We start from the raw sequence: 18,756 nt of genomic DNA on the forward strand, positions 1-18,756 counted from the left end.
CAATACTACTTAAATAAGCAAGAAGCTGATCTTTTTACAGGATATGGACAGTTTATAAGTAAGTAGGCATGAGCGTTTGTTGCGGCAAGGCTGTCAAAAGTGGTACAATTTAAGGATACGAATGCAATAGAAAGGGGTTCACCGATGCTAGGACTAGTGAAGAAAATTTTTGGTGATTCCAATGAACGGGAAATTAAACGGATGCTTAAAGCGGTTGATTACATCAATGAGCTTGAGGCTACTATTAAGCCGCTATCCGATGAAGAGTTAAGAGGCAAGACAGTTGAGTTCAGAAACCGCTTGGAAAAAGGCGAGGAACTGGATGATTTGCTGCCGGAAGCTTTTGCTGTAGTTAGAGAAGCGGGTTTGCGTGTACTGGGTAAACGTCATTATGATGTTCAACTTATCGGAGGTATGGTGCTGCATGAAGGCCGTATCGCGGAGATGAGAACAGGGGAAGGGAAAACGCTCGTTGGAACGCTCCCTGTATATTTGAACGCTTTGCTTGGCAAAGGGGTTCATGTGGTTACGGTCAATGACTATTTGGCACAGCGGGATAGCGGCGAAATGGGCCAAATCTACGAGTTCCTTGGTTTGACGGTTGGGGTAAATCTGCATGATTTGTCTCACGAAGAGAAACAAGCTGCTTATGCTTGTGATATTACGTATGGAACGAATAACGAATATGGTTTCGACTATCTTCGTGACAACATGGTGCTTTACAAAGAACAAATGGTTCAGCGGCCGCTTTATTTTGCGGTTATCGATGAGGTTGATTCCATCCTAGTCGATGAGGCGAGAACACCGTTGATTATTTCCGGACAAGCTGCGAAGTCTACGGATTTGTATTACGCGGCTGACCGTTTCGTGAGCACATTAAAAGTAGAAGAAGATTACACGATAGATATTAAAGTGCGCTCAGTGGCACTTACAGAAGAAGGGGTAGCGAAGGCGGAGCGAGCTTTCGGTATCGAGAACTTATTCGATCATCAGAATGTGAATATTAATCATCACGTGACCCAAGGGCTTAAAGCACGTTTCATTATGAAACGCGATGTGGATTATGTGGTACAAGATGACGAAGTCATGATTGTTGATGAATTTACAGGCCGTATTATGACAGGCCGTCGTTATAGCGATGGGCTGCACCAGGCGATTGAAGCCAAAGAGCAGCTGCAAGTTCAGAATGAGAGCATGACGCTCGCAACGATTACGTTCCAGAACTATTTCCGGATGTACCGCAAGCTGGCGGGGATGACGGGGACAGCGAAGACGGAAGAGGAAGAGCTGAAGAAGATTTATGGTCTTGAAGTTATCATTGTTCCGACGAACCGTCCGATGATCCGTAAGGATATGCCGGATGTGGTGTACAAGTCAGAAATGGGTAAATTCAGAGCAGTTGTTGAGCAAATCTTAGAGCGTCATAAGCTGAATCAACCGGTTCTAGTCGGTACCGTTTCAATTGAGAATTCCGAGGTCTTATCGGATATGCTCAAGAAGAAAGGTGTTCAGCACAAAGTATTGAATGCGAAGTATCATGCGGAGGAAGCTGAAATTGTAGCACGCGCAGGCCAACCGGGCTCTGTGACGATTGCGACGAACATGGCGGGCCGCGGTACGGACATTGTGCTTGGTGAAGGCGTACATGACGCAGGCGGACTGCATATTATAGGTACAGAACGTCATGAAAGCAGACGGATCGATAACCAGCTGCGTGGACGCGCAGGCCGTCAAGGTGACCCTGGTTCTTCCCAGTTCTACCTCTCCCTAGAGGATGAACTGATGAAACGCTTTGGCGCGGAAAATATCATGGCGATGATGGACCGCCTCGGGATGGAAGAAGATCAGCCGATCGAGAGCAAATTAATTTCCCGCGCAGTAGAATCGGCGCAAAAACGCGTAGAGGGCAACAACTTCGACGTACGTAAAGTCGTTCTGCAATACGATGATGTAATGAATCAACAGCGTGGTATTATCTATAAACAACGTCGCGAGCTTCTGGAGTCCGACAACATTCGTGAAGTCATCGAAGGTATGATTACTTCTGTGATTGAGCGCGTGGTGAAAGCGCACTGTCCGGAGGAGCAGATTCCGGAAGAGTGGGAAATTCAAGAAGTGGCTAACTTCGTGAACAACAATTTGCTGCATGATGATGCACAAATTACGGATCAAGATCTGTGGGGCAAAGAGCAAGAAGAGATTATTGAATTTATTCAAGCTCTTGTCAGCAAACGATACGATGAGCGTGAAGAAGAAATCGGCGCTGAATTCATGCGTGAATTCGAGAAGGTTGTCGCTCTTCGTGCGGTAGACAGCAAATGGATGGATCATATTGATGCCATGGATCAGCTTCGCCAAGGTATCCACCTTCGTGCATACGGCGGTACGGATCCGCTTCGTGAATACCAATTTGAAGGCTTCGAAATGTTCCAGGAGATGATTGACAACATCCGCGAAGAAGTCGCGATGTACATCATGAAAGCTCACGTTCAAAGCAACCTGGAGCGCCAAGCGGTAGCCGAAGGTCAAGCGGTGGATACGAAGAACGAAGCTGGCGGCAAGAAACCATTGGTGCGCGGCGAAGAGCAGCGTATCGGGCGCAATGACCCATGTCCTTGCGGCAGCGGGAAGAAGTTCAAACAGTGCCATGGCCAAGGCAGCTAAGCAGGATTACCGGGCTGCGGCTAATTAACCCGAATTGTAGGGGCACAAGAGAATAAAGAGGTGTAAGACATGCTGGAACCAGAAGTAAAACAAGACTTGAGAGAAACAGCGAAGCGACTAACCGAATTACGGGGGTCTCTTTGACTTAGATCATAAGTTGGAAGCGATCGGTGATTTTGAGGAAAAAATGGGGGCGCCGGACTTCTGGGACGATAACGAACGTGCCCAGAAGACCATCGCCGACCTCAACGTCATCAAAAGTGTCGTTGATGAATTCAATGGCTTCTCGAACGCGTTCGATGACCTGCAGGTCATGGTCGAGCTCGAGGAAGAGGAAGCCGATGCGGGGTTGGCGGCCGACATTGAGGATGGCATCGCCGCACTTAAGAAGAAGCTCGAAACGTTCGAGCTTGGTTTATTGCTGAATCAGCCGTATGACCGGCTGAATGCTATTCTTGAGCTGCATCCCGGTGCCGGCGGCACCGAGTCGCAGGACTGGGCGGAGATGCTGCTGCGCATGTACCGCCGCTGGGCGGAGAAGCGGGGCTACAAAGTCGAGGTCCTCGACTATTTGCCCGGCGACGAAGCCGGCGTGAAAAGCGTCACGCTGCAGATCACAGGCTTCAACGCCTACGGCTATTTGAAGGCGGAGAAGGGCGTGCATCGGCTCGTCCGCATCTCGCCGTTCGATGCCTCAGGAAGGCGTCACACGTCCTTCGTGTCGTGCGACATCATGCCGGAGATTGAGGACGATACAGAGGTTGAGATCCGCACCGAGGATCTCAAAATCGATACGTATCGTGCCAGCGGCGCCGGCGGTCAGCACATCAACACCACGGATTCGGCCGTGCGGATTACGCACATGCCAACCGGTGTCGTGGTGAGCTGTCAGCAAGAGCGCTCGCAGATCAAGAACCGCGAGAAAGCGATGAAAATGCTCCGCTCCAAGCTGTATGAGAAGAAGATCGAAGCGAACTTAAAGCATCTGGCTGAGATTCGCGGCGAGCAATCTGACATTGGCTGGGGCAGCCAAATTCGTTCCTATGTGTTTCATCCCTATAGCATGGTCAAAGATCACAGAACTTCGGCGGAGACAGGTAATGTAGGCGCGGTAATGGATGGAGATCTCGATACGTTCATTGATGCTTATCTACGTCATCAGATTCGGAAGCCGGATAGTGAAGTGTAGTTGGAACAGGGCGCATTGTGTTGCGCTCAGGAAAACTGCGCATACCTGAAGCCATAGACGATCATCCTACACCTTAGAAGGTGTAGGATTTTTTGTGAGAGGAGGGCTGCTCGTGCCCAGAAAAGAACCGAGGATACGGATCGGAAGTCCTTCCCATACCGTATTGGAATATACGTTATTAGTTATTGGCTCGCTTATCATGGCTGCGAGTTTTAATAGTTTCTTGAATCCAAATCAGATTGCCACTGGAGGGGTTTCGGGGATTTCAACCATCGTGCAGCATATGACGAATCTGAACCCTGCGATCACACAGTGGGCATTAAATATACCCATTTTCCTATTGGCGCTGTGGTTGCTGGGTGGGCAGTTTGGGGTGAAGGCTGCGGTTGGATCGGTTATTTTTCCACTATGCGTGCTTGTTACCAGCCATCTAGGTGTGCCTACGGAGAATCCTTTATTAGCGGCCGTCTATGGAGGGATGGGAGTCGGACTTGGGTTAGGCATCGTTTTTCGCGGACGGGGTTCGACGGGTGGATTGGGTTTGGCTGCTCAAATCCTCCATAAATACTCCGGTTTAAGCCTAGGTTTTTCAGTAGCCGTTTTTGATGGTTTAGTCATTATAAGCTCAGCTTTGATTTTCACACCGGAGAATGCGCTTTATGGCATGATCGGTTTGTTTGTCACAACGAAAACGATAGATGTCGTACAACTAGGCTTCAACTATGCCAAAGTAGCCTTTATCATTTCGGATCATACGGAGGCTATTCGCAAAGCGATTTTATATGATTTGGATCGGGGACTTACCGAGTTGAATGGATCGGGAGGATTCACAGGGGAATCCCGCACGGTTATGATGGTGGTCGTGAAACAGAACGAGGTTAGCCGTTTGAAAACATTAGTGCAATCGGTGGACCCGCAAGCTTTTGTCATTTTGAGTGAAACGAATGAGGTGCTGGGCGAGGGTTTCAAGAGACATGCCTAGCTTAGGGAATAGTGGAGGAAAGCCGCACTCGAGTGCGGCTTTTTTTTGGATTGGGGGAAGCGACGGGGGATCGGGTGTGTTTTGTGTATAACTATACTCAATTGCAAATAACTTGTGGGCAAATTGTGGATAAGCTGTGGATAAGGCTAATAGTTACCCACATTCGAGCCAAATCGTCTAGCTCACATAGACAAAATTTGCTTGTTTACTGCTCGTTTTGGGATAATAGAAGCAATCCGTAATATGACGCTGTTTTCGAGGTTTTTTTATGCAATTGATGCGTGAATTTGATGCATATTATGTATATTTCTGCGGAGATAACCGGTTTGCGCAGGACTTTGCGATAAATCCAAAAAGTCCTTGAAAAGACGTGATAAAAAACCGATTTATTGTCAAAAAACGCACGAAAAAATTGATTGAGTTATTATGTATACGACTGTATAATAATACATATATTTTGAGGACGTCTGGGGGAAATTCAAATGAGTCATGGCATAAGAGCGGCTATTATTGGCGCCACAGGGTACGGTGGTGCAGAGTTAATTCGTTTATTGCAGGCGCACCCGTTAGTTCAAGTAACTTCGGTGATCTCGACTTCGAATGCCGGAGCACCGCTTGCGGAGCATTTTCCACATTTGCAGGAAATCGTTCTGGATGTGCTTGATGTATTGGATGTTGACCTTATCGCAGGTAAAGCAGATGTTGTTTTCCTGGCAACGCCAGCGGGTGTGAGTGCAGAGCTTTCACCGAAATTATTGGCAGCTGGATTGAAAGTGATCGATATTTCCGGAGATTTGAGATTGAAGTCGTCTGCGGATTATGAGAAATGGTACAAAAAACCGGCTGCTTCCGAAGAGGCGCTGGCTCGTTCGATCTACGGTCTGTCCGAAGTGTTCGGAGACGAAGTGAAAGGGAGCGATCTGATCGCGAACCCTGGTTGTTATCCAACAGCTACGCTGCTTGGTCTGGTACCTGCTGTTGCAGCGGGTTGGATCGACCCTTCAACGATTATTATTGATGCTAAATCCGGCGTTTCCGGTTCTGGCCGAGGCGTGAGTTTGGGTGTTCATTATTCCGAAGTGAATGAGAATTTAACCGCATATAAAGTGAATAAACATCAGCATATTCCGGAAATTGAGCAAGCGCTTAGTCGGATTGCCGGCAAGCCGGTGATTACGACGTTCACCACGCACCTTGTGCCGATGACTCGTGGAATTATGGCTACGATGTATGCCTCTGTGAATGGGGAGCATACGCTGGAAGATTTCGTAGAGCTGTATAGCCAGTATTATGAAGGCAGGAAGTTTGTGCGTATTCGCAAGAATGGCAAACTGCCTTCTACGAAAGAAGTTTTCGGCTCGAATTATTGTGACATCGGTTTTGCTGTGGATGAACGTACAGGACGTGTGACCATTGTTTCGGTCATTGATAATGTGGTGAAAGGCGCCGCAGGTCAGGCGATTCAGAACTTAAATATTATGCAGGGCTGGGACGAAACGACAGGGCTGTTGTTCGCACCGGTGTATCCATAACGCGAAGATGAGGATAGGTGAAGAACGAACATGCTAGAGCAAGGTAGCTTTACTGTCGTGCCAGAGGGCACGGTTACGACGCCGAAAGGCTTTCGTGCAGGCGGTCTGCACTGTGGATTGAAGAAGACGGAGCGCTATGATTTGGGCGCAATCGTCTGTGAAGTGCCAGCAGCGGCGGCGGGCGTGTACACGCTGAATGCATTCCAGGCGGCGCCGCTTCGCGTGACGCAAGAAAGCATCGCGCACAGCGGTAAGCTGCAGGCGATGATCGTCAACAGCGGCAACGCCAATGCGTGCACCGGCGAGCAAGGCGAGCAGGACGCGCGCGCGATGCGAGCCGCCAGCGCGAAGGCGCTAGGCGTGGCGGAACATCACGTCGGCGTGACGAGCACAGGCGTCATCGGCGAGTTATTGCCGATGGGCAAGGTGCTCAGCGGCATCGAGCAGCTGCCGGGCCGTGTGAAAGCAGACGGCGGCGAAGACTTCTGCCAATCGATCCTGACAACGGATCTTACGCAGAAGATGACGTGTGTCCGTGTTGTGGTAGGCGGCAAGGAAGTCCATATTGCCGGGGCAGCCAAGGGTTCGGGGATGATTCACCCGAACATGGCGACGATGCTCGGTTTCATGACAACCGACGCGCCGATTGAGAGCGTACACCTGCAGCAATTGCTGAGCAGGATTACGGACAGCACCTTCAACATGATCACCGTTGACGGAGATACTAGCACCAACGACATGGTCGTGGTGATGGCTAGCGGGCTGGCCGGCGGCGAAGCTTTGAATCCGGAGCATCCGGATTGGGAAGCGTTCGCGGCAGGGTTCCAGTACGTTGGCGAATACCTCGCCAAAGCGATTGCGCGCGACGGCGAAGGCGCGACGAAGCTGATCGAGACGACGGTAGTCGGCGCGGAGAGCGATGAGGCGGCTCGCAAGATCGTCAAGTCGATCATCGGATCTAGCCTGGTGAAGTCGGCTGTATACGGAGCTGACGCCAACTGGGGTCGGATCATTGCTGCTGTCGGTTACTCCGGCCAGCCGGTGAACGTAAACACGGTCGATATTCGTCTTGGCGATATCGCGGTGTTGGAGCAGTCTCGTCCAGTGAAGTTTGACGAGGAAGCGGCGCTTGTTTATTTGAAAACAGATACGATTCAAATTCACGTGAATTTGCATATGGGCACTGGCAAGGCAACAGGCTGGGGCTGCGATTTGACATATGATTATGTGCGGATCAATGCGGCTTATCGCACATAAGAAAGCAAAGGGGAACGAACGGCTGTGAAGAACAATTGTTTTGTGATGAAGTGCGGCGGGAGCACGCTTGCGGCTTTGCCGTCCAGCTTTTTTGAAGATATGCGTCAGCTTCAAGAGGAAGGCATCGTGACTGTCATCGTACACGGCGGCGGACCTGCCATCTCGGAGACGCTGGGGAAGCTCGGCATTGAGTCTGGATTCGTGAACGGTCTGCGGGTGACGAGTGAAGCGGTGTTGGACGTTGTGGAGATGGTGCTTTCCGGCCAGATCAATAAGGAAATTGTCCGCCGCATTCAATTGACGGGTGCAGCAGCGCTCGGGTTGTCCGGTGTAGATGGACATTTGATCGAAGCGAAGCCGGTGGCGAATAGTCACGAGGTAGGTCTGGTTGGCGATGTAACCAAGGTTAACGCTGAATTGATTCAGGGAATCGTGAATATGGGCTATATACCTGTCATTGCACCGGTGGGACTTGGCGCAGATGGCGGGCAGCGTTACAACATCAATGCGGATACGGCAGCTGGAGCTGTTGCATCTCATCTCGGTGTTGAGCAGATGGTTGTTGTGACAGACGTTCCAGGCATCATGAAGACGGTGGACGGCGAGAAGCAGGTGCTGCCGGTTGTAAGTGTAGCAGAGATTGAAGACATGATCGTAAGCGGTGAGATCTACGGGGGCATGATCCCTAAGGTCCGTGCAGCGATTGCTTGTATACAGGGTAAGGTGCAGGAAGTTGTTATCGTGAATGGTTCTGAGCCGAATGTGCTGAGCAAAGTGCTGAAAGGCACCGGTATTGGTACACGGATTGTGCGTTAGCATGATTTACGCGCTTAAAGTGTGCGAATCCACGCTTTAAGCGGTATGCGAGAAGCCGTAAGGCTGATGAAATAGCAGCAATTATCTATAGGACATCACTTAAAGAATCGTAATCAATACGCACAAAAGTGCGCATTGGAATAACCACTAAGGAGGGAATGTACATGACAGAAACGGGAAAAAGCTCGCTCTTTCCAACTTACGCCAGATATCCGATTACATTGGTGAAGGGGGAAGGCAGCCGACTGTGGGATGACACAGGCAAGGAGTACATCGATTTGATGAGCGGTATCGCGGTGACGAACCTCGGACACGCGCCTCAAGCGGTGAAAGAGAAGCTAGTTGAACAACTGGATCAGCTTTGGCATGTGAGCAATCTTTTTCATATTCCGAATCAGGAAAAGTTGGCCACTTTGCTTACGGATAACAGCTGTGCGGACGCGGTATTTTTCTGTTCAACGGGTGCGGAAGCGAATGAAGCAGCGATCAAATTAGCGCGTCGCTACTCGCAGAAGGTGCTCAACAATGGTCGGTATGAGATTATCACGTTCAACATGTCGTTCCACGGACGTACGTTGGCTACACTGACCGCCACAGGTCAGGAGAAAGTAAAGGAAGGCTTCCATCCGCTTCCTGGCGGTTTCGTTTATGCGCCTTATAACGATATCGAGGCTGTACGCAGTCTCGTGAATGATAAAACATGTGCGATCATGCTCGAAATGGTTCAAGGCGAAGGCGGCGTTCTGCCGGCTGATCCGGAATTCGTGAAGCAGATTGCCGAGCTGTGCAAACAAGAGAATTTGCTGTTGATTGTGGATGAAATCCAAACAGGTATCGGACGTACGGGCAAATTATTCGCATATGAACACTACGGCGTGGAGCCGGATATTTTCACTTTGGCCAAAGGTCTTGGCGGTGGTTTCCCGATTGGTGCTATGCTGGGCAAAGCGCATTTGGCTGAAGCTTTCAGCGCTGGCAGTCACGGCTCGACATTCGGTGGAACACCGATTGCTACGGCTGCGGCTCATGCGGCGTTGGACACGATTATTTCGGAGAAATTGCCTGAACGCGCGGCAGCATTAGGCGAGTACACGGTGAAGAAGCTGGAAAGCAAGCTTGCCGGCAATCCATTAATCGCGAAGATTCGCGGTGTTGGACTTCTTATCGGTATCGAATGCACTCAACCAGCTGGAGACATTATCAGTGAGATTCACAAACAAGGTGTGCTGGTTATTCCGGCAGGGCCGAACGTGATTCGTTTGGTGCCGGCTTTGACGATACCGCAAGCAGATTTAGATCAAGCACTCGACGTAGTGTGCGGTGTCCTCTCCCAGAAGGCATCGACCATCAGCAGCATTTAGACAGAGTTAAACGCAGAGAGGTTGGATGAAATGAACAGTACCTTACAAGAAGAAATGGCTGCCCAACTGAAGGGCAAAGATTTTCTTGCTTTGGTTGATTATACACCGGAAGAAATCGAATACTTAATTCACTATGGTATTGAGCTTAAACGCAAGCAGAAGGCCAGAGAGCCTCATGCTGTCTTAGCGGGTAAAACGCTGGGGATGATTTTCGAGAAATCATCGACGCGTACGCGTGTATCTTTTGAAGTTGGGATGTACCAGCTCGGAGGTCAGGCGTTATTTTTAAGCAAAAATGACCTGCAGCTTGGACGCGGAGAAACCGTTTGGGATACGGCGCAAACGTTGTCGCGTTACCTTGATGGCATTATGATTCGTACTTATGAACATCGTAAAGTGATCGATCTTGCGCGTGGATCAACGGTTCCAGTTATCAATGGGCTGACTGATTATGCGCACCCTTGCCAAGTGATGGCCGATTATCAAACGGTTCTGGAGAAGAAAGGCCGCTTGAAAGGGATTAAGGTTGCTTACATCGGTGATGGCAACAATATGGTTCATTCCCTGATGATGGGCGCGAGCAAACTGGGCATGGACTTCGCGATTGCTTCACCGGAAGGGTATGACCCGGACCAGGAAGTGATTCAGATTTCCAAGGAAAATGCTGCGCAATCCGGCGGCAGCGTGCTGCTTACGCGCGATCCGCGCGAAGCGATTGAGAATGCCGATATCGTCTATACCGACGTATGGGCAAGCATGGGCTTTGAAGCGGAGCAGCAGGAACGCGAAGTCGCTTTCAAAAATTTCCAAATCAACGAAGCGCTTGTGAAGTATGCGAAACAAGATTACTTGTTCATGCACTGCTTGCCAGCCCATCGTGGGGAAGAAGTGAGCGAGGGCGTTATTGATGGCGCGCATTCGATCATTTTTGACCAAGCAGAGAATCGTCTTCATGCGCAAAAGGCTATTATGGCCGCGACAATGATATAATTGCTAGCAATCAACAGAATTAGAAACGGAGAGATTAGTAGACATGGCTAAGGAAAAAATCGTACTCGCTTATTCCGGCGGACTGGATACATCGGTAATTTTGAAATGGTTAAAAGAGACTTATGACGCGGAAATCATCGCTTTCACAGCGGATATCGGGCAAAAAGATGAGCTCGACGGTCTGGAAGAAAAAGCGCTGAAAACCGGCGCATCCAAAATCTACATCGACGACCTGCGCGATGAATTCGCGAAGGATTTCATCAACCCGATGTTCCAAGCGGGCGCTCTGTATGAAGGACAATACCTGCTCGGCACGAGCATTGCGCGTCCGTTGATCGCGAAGCGCATGGTCGAGATCGCCCGCGCTGAAGGCGCAACAGCGATTGCGCATGGCGCAACCGGCAAAGGGAACGACCAAGTGCGCTTCGAGCTTACAGCAGCGGCGCTGGCGCCTGAGCTGTCCGTTATCGCGCCTTGGCGTTTGGAGCAATTCCGCGAGGAGTTCCCAGGCCGCGCAGAGATGATCGCCTATGCCGAGAAGCATGGCATTCCGGTGACGGCATCGGCGGCGAAGCCGTATTCCACAGACCGCAACCTGCTGCACATCTCCTTCGAGAGCGGCATGTTGGAGGATCCTTGGTTCGATGCTGCACATGACGACAACAAAGGCATGTACGTCTTGAGCGTAGCTCCAGAAGACGCTCCGAATGAAGCGGAATACATTGAGCTTGAGTTCGATAAAGGTGACTGTGTAGCGATCAACGGAGCCAAATTGACTCCGCTGCAAGTGATGGAAACTTTGAATGAAATCGGCGGCAAGCACGGCATTGGTCGTGTGGACATGGTTGAGAATCGTTTCGTTGGCATGAAGAGCCGCGGCGTGTACGAAACTCCGGGCGGTACGATCCTTTTCACGGCTCACCGCAAAATGGAATCCCTCACGATGGATCGTGATGTGATGCACCTTCGTGATTCCTTGATTACGAAATATGCGACACTGGTTTACAACGGCTTCTGGTTTGCCCCTGAGCGTTTGGCGATTCAAGCGCTTGTGGCAGAAAGCCAAAAGAACGTTTCAGGTACAGTGCGTTTGAAACTATACAAAGGCAATGTAATCGGCGCTGGCGTCAAAAGCCCAGTATCCCTATACAACCCAGATATTGCAACGATGGAAGCAGATCCGACGAAAGCATACGATCAAGGCGATGCAACTGGTTTCATCCGCTTGAACGCGCTTCGTTTGAAAGTATCTTCCGGCGTGGAGCAAAACGCGAAGAAATAAGTTCGCAGTCTTTCAAGGGCTTTCCCACTGTGGAAAGCCTTTGGGCTGTCCATTAGAGAGGGGTAGTGCAACGTGTCAAAGCTTTGGGGTGGACGATTTACGAAGCAAACCGACCAATTGGTCGAAGAATATACAGCATCGATTACATTTGATAAAGAGTTGGCTGAGGAAGATATTCAAGGCAGCTTGGCGCATGTGACGATGCTGGGCAAATGCGGTATTTTGCCTGCTGAAGACGTAGAGAAGATCAAAGACGGCCTGCTGCAAGTCCAAGGTATGATCCGCCGCGGCGAACTCGAGTACACGATTCAGAATGAAGATATTCATATGAATATCGAGAAAACACTAATCGACCTGATTGGTCCTGTTGGCGGCAAGCTGCATACGGGCCGCAGCCGCAATGATCAAGTGGCAACGGATATGCATCTTTACCTGCGCAAGCGGGTTGTTGAGTTTGTCGGACATCTGATCAAGCTGCAGGAAGCACTGATCGACCAAGCCAAAAACAACATTGATACGATTGTTCCGGGTTATACGCATCTACAGCGTGCGCAGCCGATCCTCTTCGCACATCACTTGATGGCCTACGTCAGCATGTTCCAGCGCGACTTGGAGCGCTTGCAGGACAGCTACAAGCGCGTAGATATTTTGCCGCTTGGCGCTGGCGCGCTCGCCGGCACGACGTTCCCGATCGACCGCCATTTCGTGGCGGAGCAGCTCGGGTTCGGACGCGTGTACGAGAACTCCCTGGATGCGGTCAGCGACCGCGATTTCATCCTGGAGTTCCTCTCTAACGCGTCCATGATCATGATGCACCTTTCTCGCTTCAGCGAGGAGATGGTGCTGTGGTCTTCGACCGAGTTCGCGTTCGTCGAGCTCGACGATGCTTTCTGTACCGGCAGCTCGATCATGCCGCAGAAGAAGAACCCGGACGTGGCGGAGCTCGTCCGCGGCAAAACCGGCCGCGTCTACGGCAACTTGTTCGGTCTGATGACCGTGCTCAAGTCGCTGCCGCTGGCTTACAACAAGGACATGCAGGAAGACAAAGAAGGCATGTTCGACACCGTGCGCACCCTGCAAGGGGCGCTGCAATTGTTCGCTCCGATGGTCGCTACGATGAAGGTCAACACGGATCGTATGAGACAAGCGGTTAACCAAGATTTCTCCAACGCTACGGATATCGCAGATTACCTTGTTAACAAAGGTCTGCCTTTCCGCCAAGCGCACGAAGTGATCGGTAAAACCGTTTTGCACTGCATCCAGAACCACAAATATTTGCTCGATATGAGCATCGAGGAATTCAAAACGTTCTCAGAACTGTTTGAATCCGATATTTATCAAGTTTTACAACCGGAGCAAGTGGTCAATGCGCGTAATGTCTTTGGTGGAACAGCAAGCAACCAAGTGACAGAAGCGATCGCTCGTGCGGAGCAAGTTTTGGTTCAATCCAACGAGTGGCTGCAAGCTTTTCTAGAAAAAAGCAAATAAACAAAAGCCTTCAAACTCATCGGTTTCGATGGGAATGAAGGCTTTATTATTAGTTGTTGGTTACTGAGATGGAACCCGTATCGGTTTGCACTTTCACTTGTTTGCTGCCGTCACCGATGGAACCTTTGGCCGAATGACGCCCACTATTCTCGTTGCGCTCCATATTGACACCTGGAATAGTTAGATTAACATTGCCTATATCCGATCTTAAATCAAAACTTGCGTTCTTCGGAGCGGGATCCAATTTAAGGCGAATGCTGCCTACGTCCGATTGCAGCGAAACGGAATCACCGATATCGTTTAATTTCGCTGTAATACTACCGGTATCTGTTCTTAAAGCCACATTGCCCTGACCATTGTCGACGGTAATGTTTCCTGTATCCGTTCGTAGATTAAGCTGCTTTCCTTCATAACGGTCTATAGAAATATTGCCTGTATCTGTGGATGCTTCCAAGCTTGCCGCCTTGATTTCTTTGAGATTAATAGCTCCTGTATCGGAAGAAATGGTGATAGCTTTGAACATTTTATCGGGAAGCGAGATTTCTGTTTTTAGCTGTTTGCCGTGGCTGGCAATCAGGCTTTTTAGCTCGGACAAACTAATGCCAATGTTAATTTGATTTTTTTTATGCGTAGCAACATTTACCCGCCACACGTTATTTCCTTCCGTAGCTGCATCAATGACGCAATCTTTGGCAGCCTTTTCCCCTACTGTTCCTACCAAGTGCACTTTAATTTCATCCGAATTGCTCGGAACAAAGGTGATCCCGGAGATATCATTTTGGAGAATTAACGTATCGATGTTAGCGGCGGAAATTTTCTTTTCGATATCGATGTTGGCTATTCCCTCGTTCAGGTCGACGCTTTTGAAAGAGACAGCTGCTCCAATAAGCCCAATGGCCAAGCAGGCAAAACCAATCAGTAAGAAAAATTTAGGTCCACGTTTCATGGCTTACGCCCCCTTTATCAATTTGGCATTGAATTGGATATATGTCCAAGTGAGTTTGAAGAAAACTTTGAACAGCCAGGAGCTGAACGTCGTTAAAATGATTCCCAAGCCAAACAAAGCGAGCATGGCGAATCCGATAAAGCGCATATCGTTGTCGAAGGCTCCCGTAAAGGTAGTGATAACTTCGATGATGGGTGCGATAATTAGCGCAAACCCTGAAACAAATAACGCGATCAAGGTCGCGAATATACCGAACCAGGGTCCAACGATGAAGATAAGGTTGAAAAAGCCAAGCCCAATGCTCACGATAATTGCCTTAATTCCAGTTTCCGGCTTCACCGGATAAGGATAGGGGGCATTATTTGCATACGGGTTCGTTTGATAAGGCGGCGTATACGGCGGAAATCCGTTCGTTTCAGGGGCCTTTGTAGGTGCTGGTGCTGGTGTTGGTGTTGGAACTGGAACTGGCTCCTGCTTGGTATATGCCTTCTTCTCTACGGGCTCAGTGAATGTGCTGCCTGCTGGGTCTTGTTGGCTGCTTGGCGCTTCCTTCTGCCCATCCCACTGAGGTATGCGCGGGTAGCCTAGCGATTCAGCCACATCGTCCTCCTGTTTCCCGTTTTCAAGCGCTTTTTGAAATAATTCTTCATAGACAGACAATATATTTTGGCGCTCCTTCTCGGGAAGTCCGCGCAGTCGATAGTTTAATTCTTTGAAATAATCGATTTTACTCATCGTTTAACCTCCTGTTTGCTATTCCGTACTCTCATCATAATAAAAAAAAGTCATAGTGACCTAGTAACTACAGTCACATGACCTTAGTAATTAACGAAAGGAAGGTCCCTTTACCCCATCTTCGAGGATTGGCTGCTTGGATTCATTGGGCAGGCCTTCTTCCGGTTTGATATCACCACGATTGGCTGCGATTAAGGTAGGAACTGGTGAATACTGATCCTTAGAGATTAGTTCTTTTTTCACAAGTATGCCGTTTTCCTTCTTTGTGCGATAAGTTTCTACTTTATAGCCAGCTTTACCGATGCTGACAGACCTAGTAGCTCCAAGCGGGAGGCTCGGATTATGCAAGTATTTGATTGGTGGCTGGATGGTTTCCACTATAGATGAGTCGATATCGTATGTGATTCCTGGTGACATATGTCCGAAAAGCTTTACGGTAACCGCCTGGTCTGTCGTAATGGTTCGTATTAATAAATACGTATCTGTATTATTGCGAAATTTGAAGTTAATATAACCGTTGGCAAAAGTGGCATCCTGCCCAAGCGGGACATAGCTAACGGGCAGTGAATGATTGCGCCTTTCTATAATTTCAAGGCCACTTCGCAGAACAGCATTATACAGGGTCGTTGACACTTGGCAGATACCGCCTCCAATACCCGGGACGAGCTTGCCGTTGAGAATAACCGGGGCTTCCTTGTAGCCATATTTGGCTTCGGTTTGTGCAATGATTTTACTATAGTCAAAGGTTTCTCCTGGGGCCATGAGCAAATCCTGAATGGATTCCGCTGTCGAGCGAATGTTGTGAATACGGCCTTCCCCTGACGTTGGAAAAGAGGTCGTGAACTCTGATATTTTACCATCGATGCCTTGCTGCTTCAAATTCTCAACGGTAGTGGGCGGACTTTCCTCATATAGAGGAAGAGTCAGTCGTATGGGAGCGGCATTGTGAATGGTGGAGACAGATGGCGTGACTTCTAGCAAGTGTTCGGATAAGTGGGCAAAGTCGACACGCAGCACTTTTCGCTCGGGTTCATAGAGAATTGAATCTTGTGGGGTCACTAATCTTTTGGCTGGAGCGGGTTGCTGTGCATAGAGCGTTTGCCAAGCCCCTTTTACCTCTGAACTGAGCTGTGTTTCATTGACGGAAACCTCTAATGGGATAGCGGCATGGCGCAAGGTCCAGCGAGCTTGGATGCGATGGAGAGGGGAACTTTGGAACAGTTGTTCAAGGGAATTTGTGAGCGCTTCAGTTTGAAAATGAATACCTAGCTGACCTAGTGTTAATTGTCTGTTGGGAATATCAGGGTAAGAGGTTTCTATTTGAATTGGATAGGCAGTGAGCAGCTCCAGTCGTTGTTGTAATTGTTGTTGGAAGGCTTCATAGGGCATACCTCCGACACGCCAGCCTGCAACAGAGAAATTCGCTGGTAGAGTAGCCTGAGATCCGTAGACATAGAGAGCTATGCCAAAGGCGCTTAGCAGTCCGGCAAGAATCGATGCATAGAGGGTAATTTTTGCGAAAGGGTATGACATGTCTAGTGGCTCCTTTACATACGAATGAGTTACGGGCATGTACTACTATATGTATCTTCTTTGGCATCATTTTATTACTAAATCCTTATTCGGGTGAATTATGTACAAATCATGTTATAATGACGGTATTCCGCATGAATTTCAATGCGTTTTTAGAAGGAATATCCGCTTTTGTGTCGAATGGATATAGGCTATCAATAAAGCAGAGAGACTTTGAGCTCCGCTCAAAGATCCCTATATTAGGATGTGATATTGTGATCGAAATGCAGGACGTATGGAAAACGTACTCCAACGGCACTCATGCATTGCGAGGGATTAATGTAAAAGTGGACCGCAACGAGTTCGTTTATGTTGTTGGACCTTCCGGCGCAGGTAAATCGACATTTATGAAGTTGATGTATAGAGAAGAAAGGCCGACCAAAGGGCAGATTTTCGTCAATGGGTTTAATCTAGAAAAGCTGAAACAACGCAAGATTCCTTATTTGCGCCGCAATATTGGCGTCATCTTTCAGGATTATCGCTTGCTTCCCAAGCTGTCTATTCTTGAAAATGTAGCTTTCGCTATGGAAGTTATTGAAGCGCCTAAGAAACAAATCAAGAAACGCACGATGGAAGTGCTCGAGCTTGTGAAGCTCAAGGACAAGGCGAATTCGCTGCCGTCACAGCTTTCTGGAGGCGAGCAGCAGCGCGTAGCGATTGCCCGGGCAATAATTAACAACCCATCCGTCATTATCGCCGATGAACCGACAGGAAATCTCGACCCCGAAACATCATGGGGCATTATGAAATTGATGGAGGAAATTAATTTCCGCGGCACGACGATAGTCATGGCTACGCATAACAAAGAGATCGTGAATACGATGCGTAAACGAGTTATTGCAATCGAGAATGGCCTTATTGCTCGCGACCAGCTACGGGGGGAATACGGTTATGAAGATTAGCACGGCTGCGCGTCACTTGCGAGAAGGCACAAGAAATGTGGTCCGAAATGGTTGGATGACATTTGCTTCGATCAGCTCTATTGCCATTTCTTTATTGATTCTAGGAATTTTTGTTCTTATTACATTGAATGTGAATGATATTGCTGCCCAGATTGAAGATCAGGTAGAAATTAATGTGTATCTCGAGGTCAATACTTCGCAAGAGCAAATAGATACGTTACAATCCCAAATCAAAGGGATCAACGAGGTCAAATCGACCAAATTCGTTTCCAAAGAAGAAGGATTAGTGTATTTGCGCGAGAAGCTTGGCGATAGCGGGAAAGCCTTGCTGGATGGATTCGAGGGTGACAACAACCCGCTGAACGATGCTTTCACGATTGAAGTGGATGACCCGAGAAATGTAGCCGCGGTTGCTGATCAAATCAGCGCTTTGAACATCGGCAAAGATCCTAAGCCCATTTATAAAGTGAACTACGGCAAAGGCACGGTGGAAGCTTTATTTAAAGTGACGCAAATTGCCCGCTGGGTTGGCTTTGGCATCGTGATTTTATTGTCTTTCACAGCTGTTTTCCTGATTGCCAATACGATCAAAATTACGATCTTAGCCCGTCGCAAAGAAATTTCGATTATGAAAATGGTGGGGGCGACGAATTCGTTTATTCGTTGGCCGTTCTTTATAGAAGGCGCCTTGCTTGGTTTCATCGGTTCGGTTATTCCGGCCGCGCTGATCCTGGGGGGCTACTGGAAGCTGCTTCATTTGAGTTCGTTGAACTTGAATCTGCTTATGATTGAATTGACGCCTTTTGGAAGGATTGCTCCTACGATGGCGGTGCTATTGTTAGGGATTGGAATGGTTATTGGAATCTGGGGTTCCCTAATCTCCGTCCGCAAATTCCTTCGCGTTTAAATGGTGGCTTTTAAAACCGACTTTGATAACGAGGCTTTTCTGGAAGCGTACTCGGCATCGAATCTTGAATGAAAATGGGGCACTGTGGTACTCATGTAGCTCGCTACACTCCGTTCCTCCTGCCCTCATTTTC

Annotated in this window: 15 protein-coding genes; 12 read left to right on the plus strand and 3 right to left on the minus strand. The window is 48.9% G+C overall.

The window, feature by feature from the left end:
- Window positions 1-144 precede the first annotated feature (144 nt).
- From secA to argH, 10 genes are all read left to right on the plus strand, one after another.
- Complete coding sequence (secA, locus tag LOZ80_RS32175) at window positions 145-2,664, plus strand: preprotein translocase subunit SecA (RefSeq protein WP_238168386.1); 2,520 nt, start codon at window positions 145-147, stop codon at window positions 2,662-2,664.
- Between the two features lie 69 nt (window positions 2,665-2,733).
- Window positions 2,734-3,853, plus strand: a protein-coding gene (prfB, locus tag LOZ80_RS32180) for a peptide chain release factor 2 (RefSeq protein WP_238168387.1) whose coding sequence is annotated in 2 segments (ribosomal slippage) — window positions 2,734-2,805 and window positions 2,807-3,853 — 1,119 coding nt in all. Because the reading frame shifts where the segments join, the coding sequence is not laid out codon by codon here.
- A gap of 112 nt (window positions 3,854-3,965) precedes the next feature.
- Entirely contained in the window at window positions 3,966-4,835 is an 870-nt protein-coding gene (locus LOZ80_RS32185; protein ID WP_443146992.1) for a YitT family protein, read from the plus strand.
- Between the two features lie 482 nt (window positions 4,836-5,317).
- Window positions 5,318-6,367, plus strand: coding sequence for an N-acetyl-gamma-glutamyl-phosphate reductase (gene argC, locus LOZ80_RS32190; RefSeq protein WP_238168388.1), 1,050 nt, complete (start codon window positions 5,318-5,320; stop codon window positions 6,365-6,367).
- A gap of 30 nt (window positions 6,368-6,397) precedes the next feature.
- Window positions 6,398-7,624: a bifunctional glutamate N-acetyltransferase/amino-acid acetyltransferase ArgJ gene (gene argJ / locus LOZ80_RS32195; protein ID WP_238168389.1), complete on the plus strand. Its 1,227-nt coding sequence runs from the start codon at window positions 6,398-6,400 to the stop codon at window positions 7,622-7,624.
- A 45-nt stretch (window positions 7,625-7,669) separates the two neighbouring features.
- Window positions 7,670-8,440: an acetylglutamate kinase gene (gene argB / locus LOZ80_RS32200; RefSeq protein ID WP_238173178.1), complete on the plus strand. Its 771-nt coding sequence runs from the start codon at window positions 7,670-7,672 to the stop codon at window positions 8,438-8,440.
- Window positions 8,441-8,604: 164 nt separating this feature from the next.
- Window positions 8,605-9,801, plus strand: coding sequence for an acetylornithine transaminase (locus tag LOZ80_RS32205; RefSeq protein ID WP_238168390.1), 1,197 nt, complete (start codon window positions 8,605-8,607; stop codon window positions 9,799-9,801).
- Window positions 9,802-9,831: 30 nt separating this feature from the next.
- Window positions 9,832-10,791 carry an ornithine carbamoyltransferase gene (gene argF / locus LOZ80_RS32210; protein ID WP_189016345.1) on the plus strand — a complete coding sequence of 320 codons (960 nt, stop codon included), beginning with the start codon at window positions 9,832-9,834 and terminating at the stop codon, window positions 10,789-10,791.
- Window positions 10,792-10,834: 43 nt separating this feature from the next.
- Complete coding sequence (locus tag LOZ80_RS32215; RefSeq protein ID WP_079415071.1) at window positions 10,835-12,073, plus strand: argininosuccinate synthase; 1,239 nt, start codon at window positions 10,835-10,837, stop codon at window positions 12,071-12,073.
- Between the two features lie 72 nt (window positions 12,074-12,145).
- On the plus strand, window positions 12,146-13,561 hold the full coding sequence (gene argH / locus LOZ80_RS32220; RefSeq protein ID WP_238168391.1) for an argininosuccinate lyase: 1,416 nt from the start codon (window positions 12,146-12,148) through the stop codon (window positions 13,559-13,561).
- 49 nt (window positions 13,562-13,610) lie between these two features.
- On the opposite strand, the gene LOZ80_RS32225 is transcribed toward argH, so the two are convergent.
- The 3 genes from LOZ80_RS32225 to LOZ80_RS32235 all read right to left on the minus strand — a co-directional run bounded on the left by LOZ80_RS32225 (window position 13,611) and on the right by LOZ80_RS32235 (window position 16,775).
- The gene (locus LOZ80_RS32225) at window positions 13,611-14,507 is read right to left on the minus strand and encodes a DUF4097 family beta strand repeat-containing protein (RefSeq protein WP_238168392.1); all 897 of its coding nucleotides are present in this window, start codon (window positions 14,505-14,507) and stop codon (window positions 13,611-13,613) included.
- A gap of 3 nt (window positions 14,508-14,510) precedes the next feature.
- Entirely contained in the window at window positions 14,511-15,242 is a 732-nt protein-coding gene (locus tag LOZ80_RS32230; RefSeq protein WP_238168393.1) for an HAAS signaling domain-containing protein, read from the minus strand.
- Between the two features lie 90 nt (window positions 15,243-15,332).
- Window positions 15,333-16,775, minus strand: coding sequence for a VanW family protein (locus tag LOZ80_RS32235; RefSeq protein ID WP_238168394.1), 1,443 nt, complete (start codon window positions 16,773-16,775; stop codon window positions 15,333-15,335).
- A gap of 254 nt (window positions 16,776-17,029) precedes the next feature.
- On the opposite strand from LOZ80_RS32235, the gene ftsE reads away from it, so the two are divergent.
- The gene (gene ftsE / locus LOZ80_RS32240; protein ID WP_189016359.1) at window positions 17,030-17,716 is read left to right on the plus strand and encodes a cell division ATP-binding protein FtsE; all 687 of its coding nucleotides are present in this window, start codon (window positions 17,030-17,032) and stop codon (window positions 17,714-17,716) included.
- Window positions 17,706-18,623 carry a permease-like cell division protein FtsX gene (gene ftsX / locus LOZ80_RS32245; protein WP_238168395.1) on the plus strand — a complete coding sequence of 306 codons (918 nt, stop codon included), beginning with the start codon at window positions 17,706-17,708 and terminating at the stop codon, window positions 18,621-18,623. The genes ftsE and ftsX overlap by 11 nt, the downstream gene beginning before the upstream one ends.
- Window positions 18,624-18,756 lie beyond the last annotated feature (133 nt).

This window comes from Paenibacillus sp. HWE-109, assembly GCF_022163125.1.
Lineage (GTDB): Bacteria > Bacillota > Bacilli > Paenibacillales > NBRC-103111 > Paenibacillus_E.

Excerpts from the sequence above, each read along its gene's own strand:
- secA (WP_238168386.1), top strand. The coding sequence starts at position 145 with ATGCTAGGACTAGTGAAGAAAATTTTTGGTGATTCCAATGAACGGGAA.
- argC (WP_238168388.1), top strand. The coding sequence starts at position 5,318 with ATGAGTCATGGCATAAGAGCGGCTATTATTGGCGCCACAGGGTACGGT.
- argJ (WP_238168389.1), top strand. The coding sequence starts at position 6,398 with ATGCTAGAGCAAGGTAGCTTTACTGTCGTGCCAGAGGGCACGGTTACG.
- argB (WP_238173178.1), top strand. The coding sequence starts at position 7,670 with ATGAAGTGCGGCGGGAGCACGCTTGCGGCTTTGCCGTCCAGCTTTTTT.
- LOZ80_RS32205 (WP_238168390.1), top strand. The coding sequence starts at position 8,605 with ATGACAGAAACGGGAAAAAGCTCGCTCTTTCCAACTTACGCCAGATAT.
- argF (WP_189016345.1), top strand. The coding sequence starts at position 9,832 with ATGAACAGTACCTTACAAGAAGAAATGGCTGCCCAACTGAAGGGCAAA.
- LOZ80_RS32215 (WP_079415071.1), top strand. The coding sequence starts at position 10,835 with ATGGCTAAGGAAAAAATCGTACTCGCTTATTCCGGCGGACTGGATACA.
- LOZ80_RS32225 (WP_238168392.1), bottom strand. The coding sequence starts at position 14,507 with ATGAAACGTGGACCTAAATTTTTCTTACTGATTGGTTTTGCCTGCTTG.
- LOZ80_RS32230 (WP_238168393.1), bottom strand. The coding sequence starts at position 15,242 with ATGAGTAAAATCGATTATTTCAAAGAATTAAACTATCGACTGCGCGGA.
- LOZ80_RS32235 (WP_238168394.1), bottom strand. The coding sequence starts at position 16,775 with ATGTCATACCCTTTCGCAAAAATTACCCTCTATGCATCGATTCTTGCC.
- ftsX (WP_238168395.1), top strand. The coding sequence starts at position 17,706 with ATGAAGATTAGCACGGCTGCGCGTCACTTGCGAGAAGGCACAAGAAAT.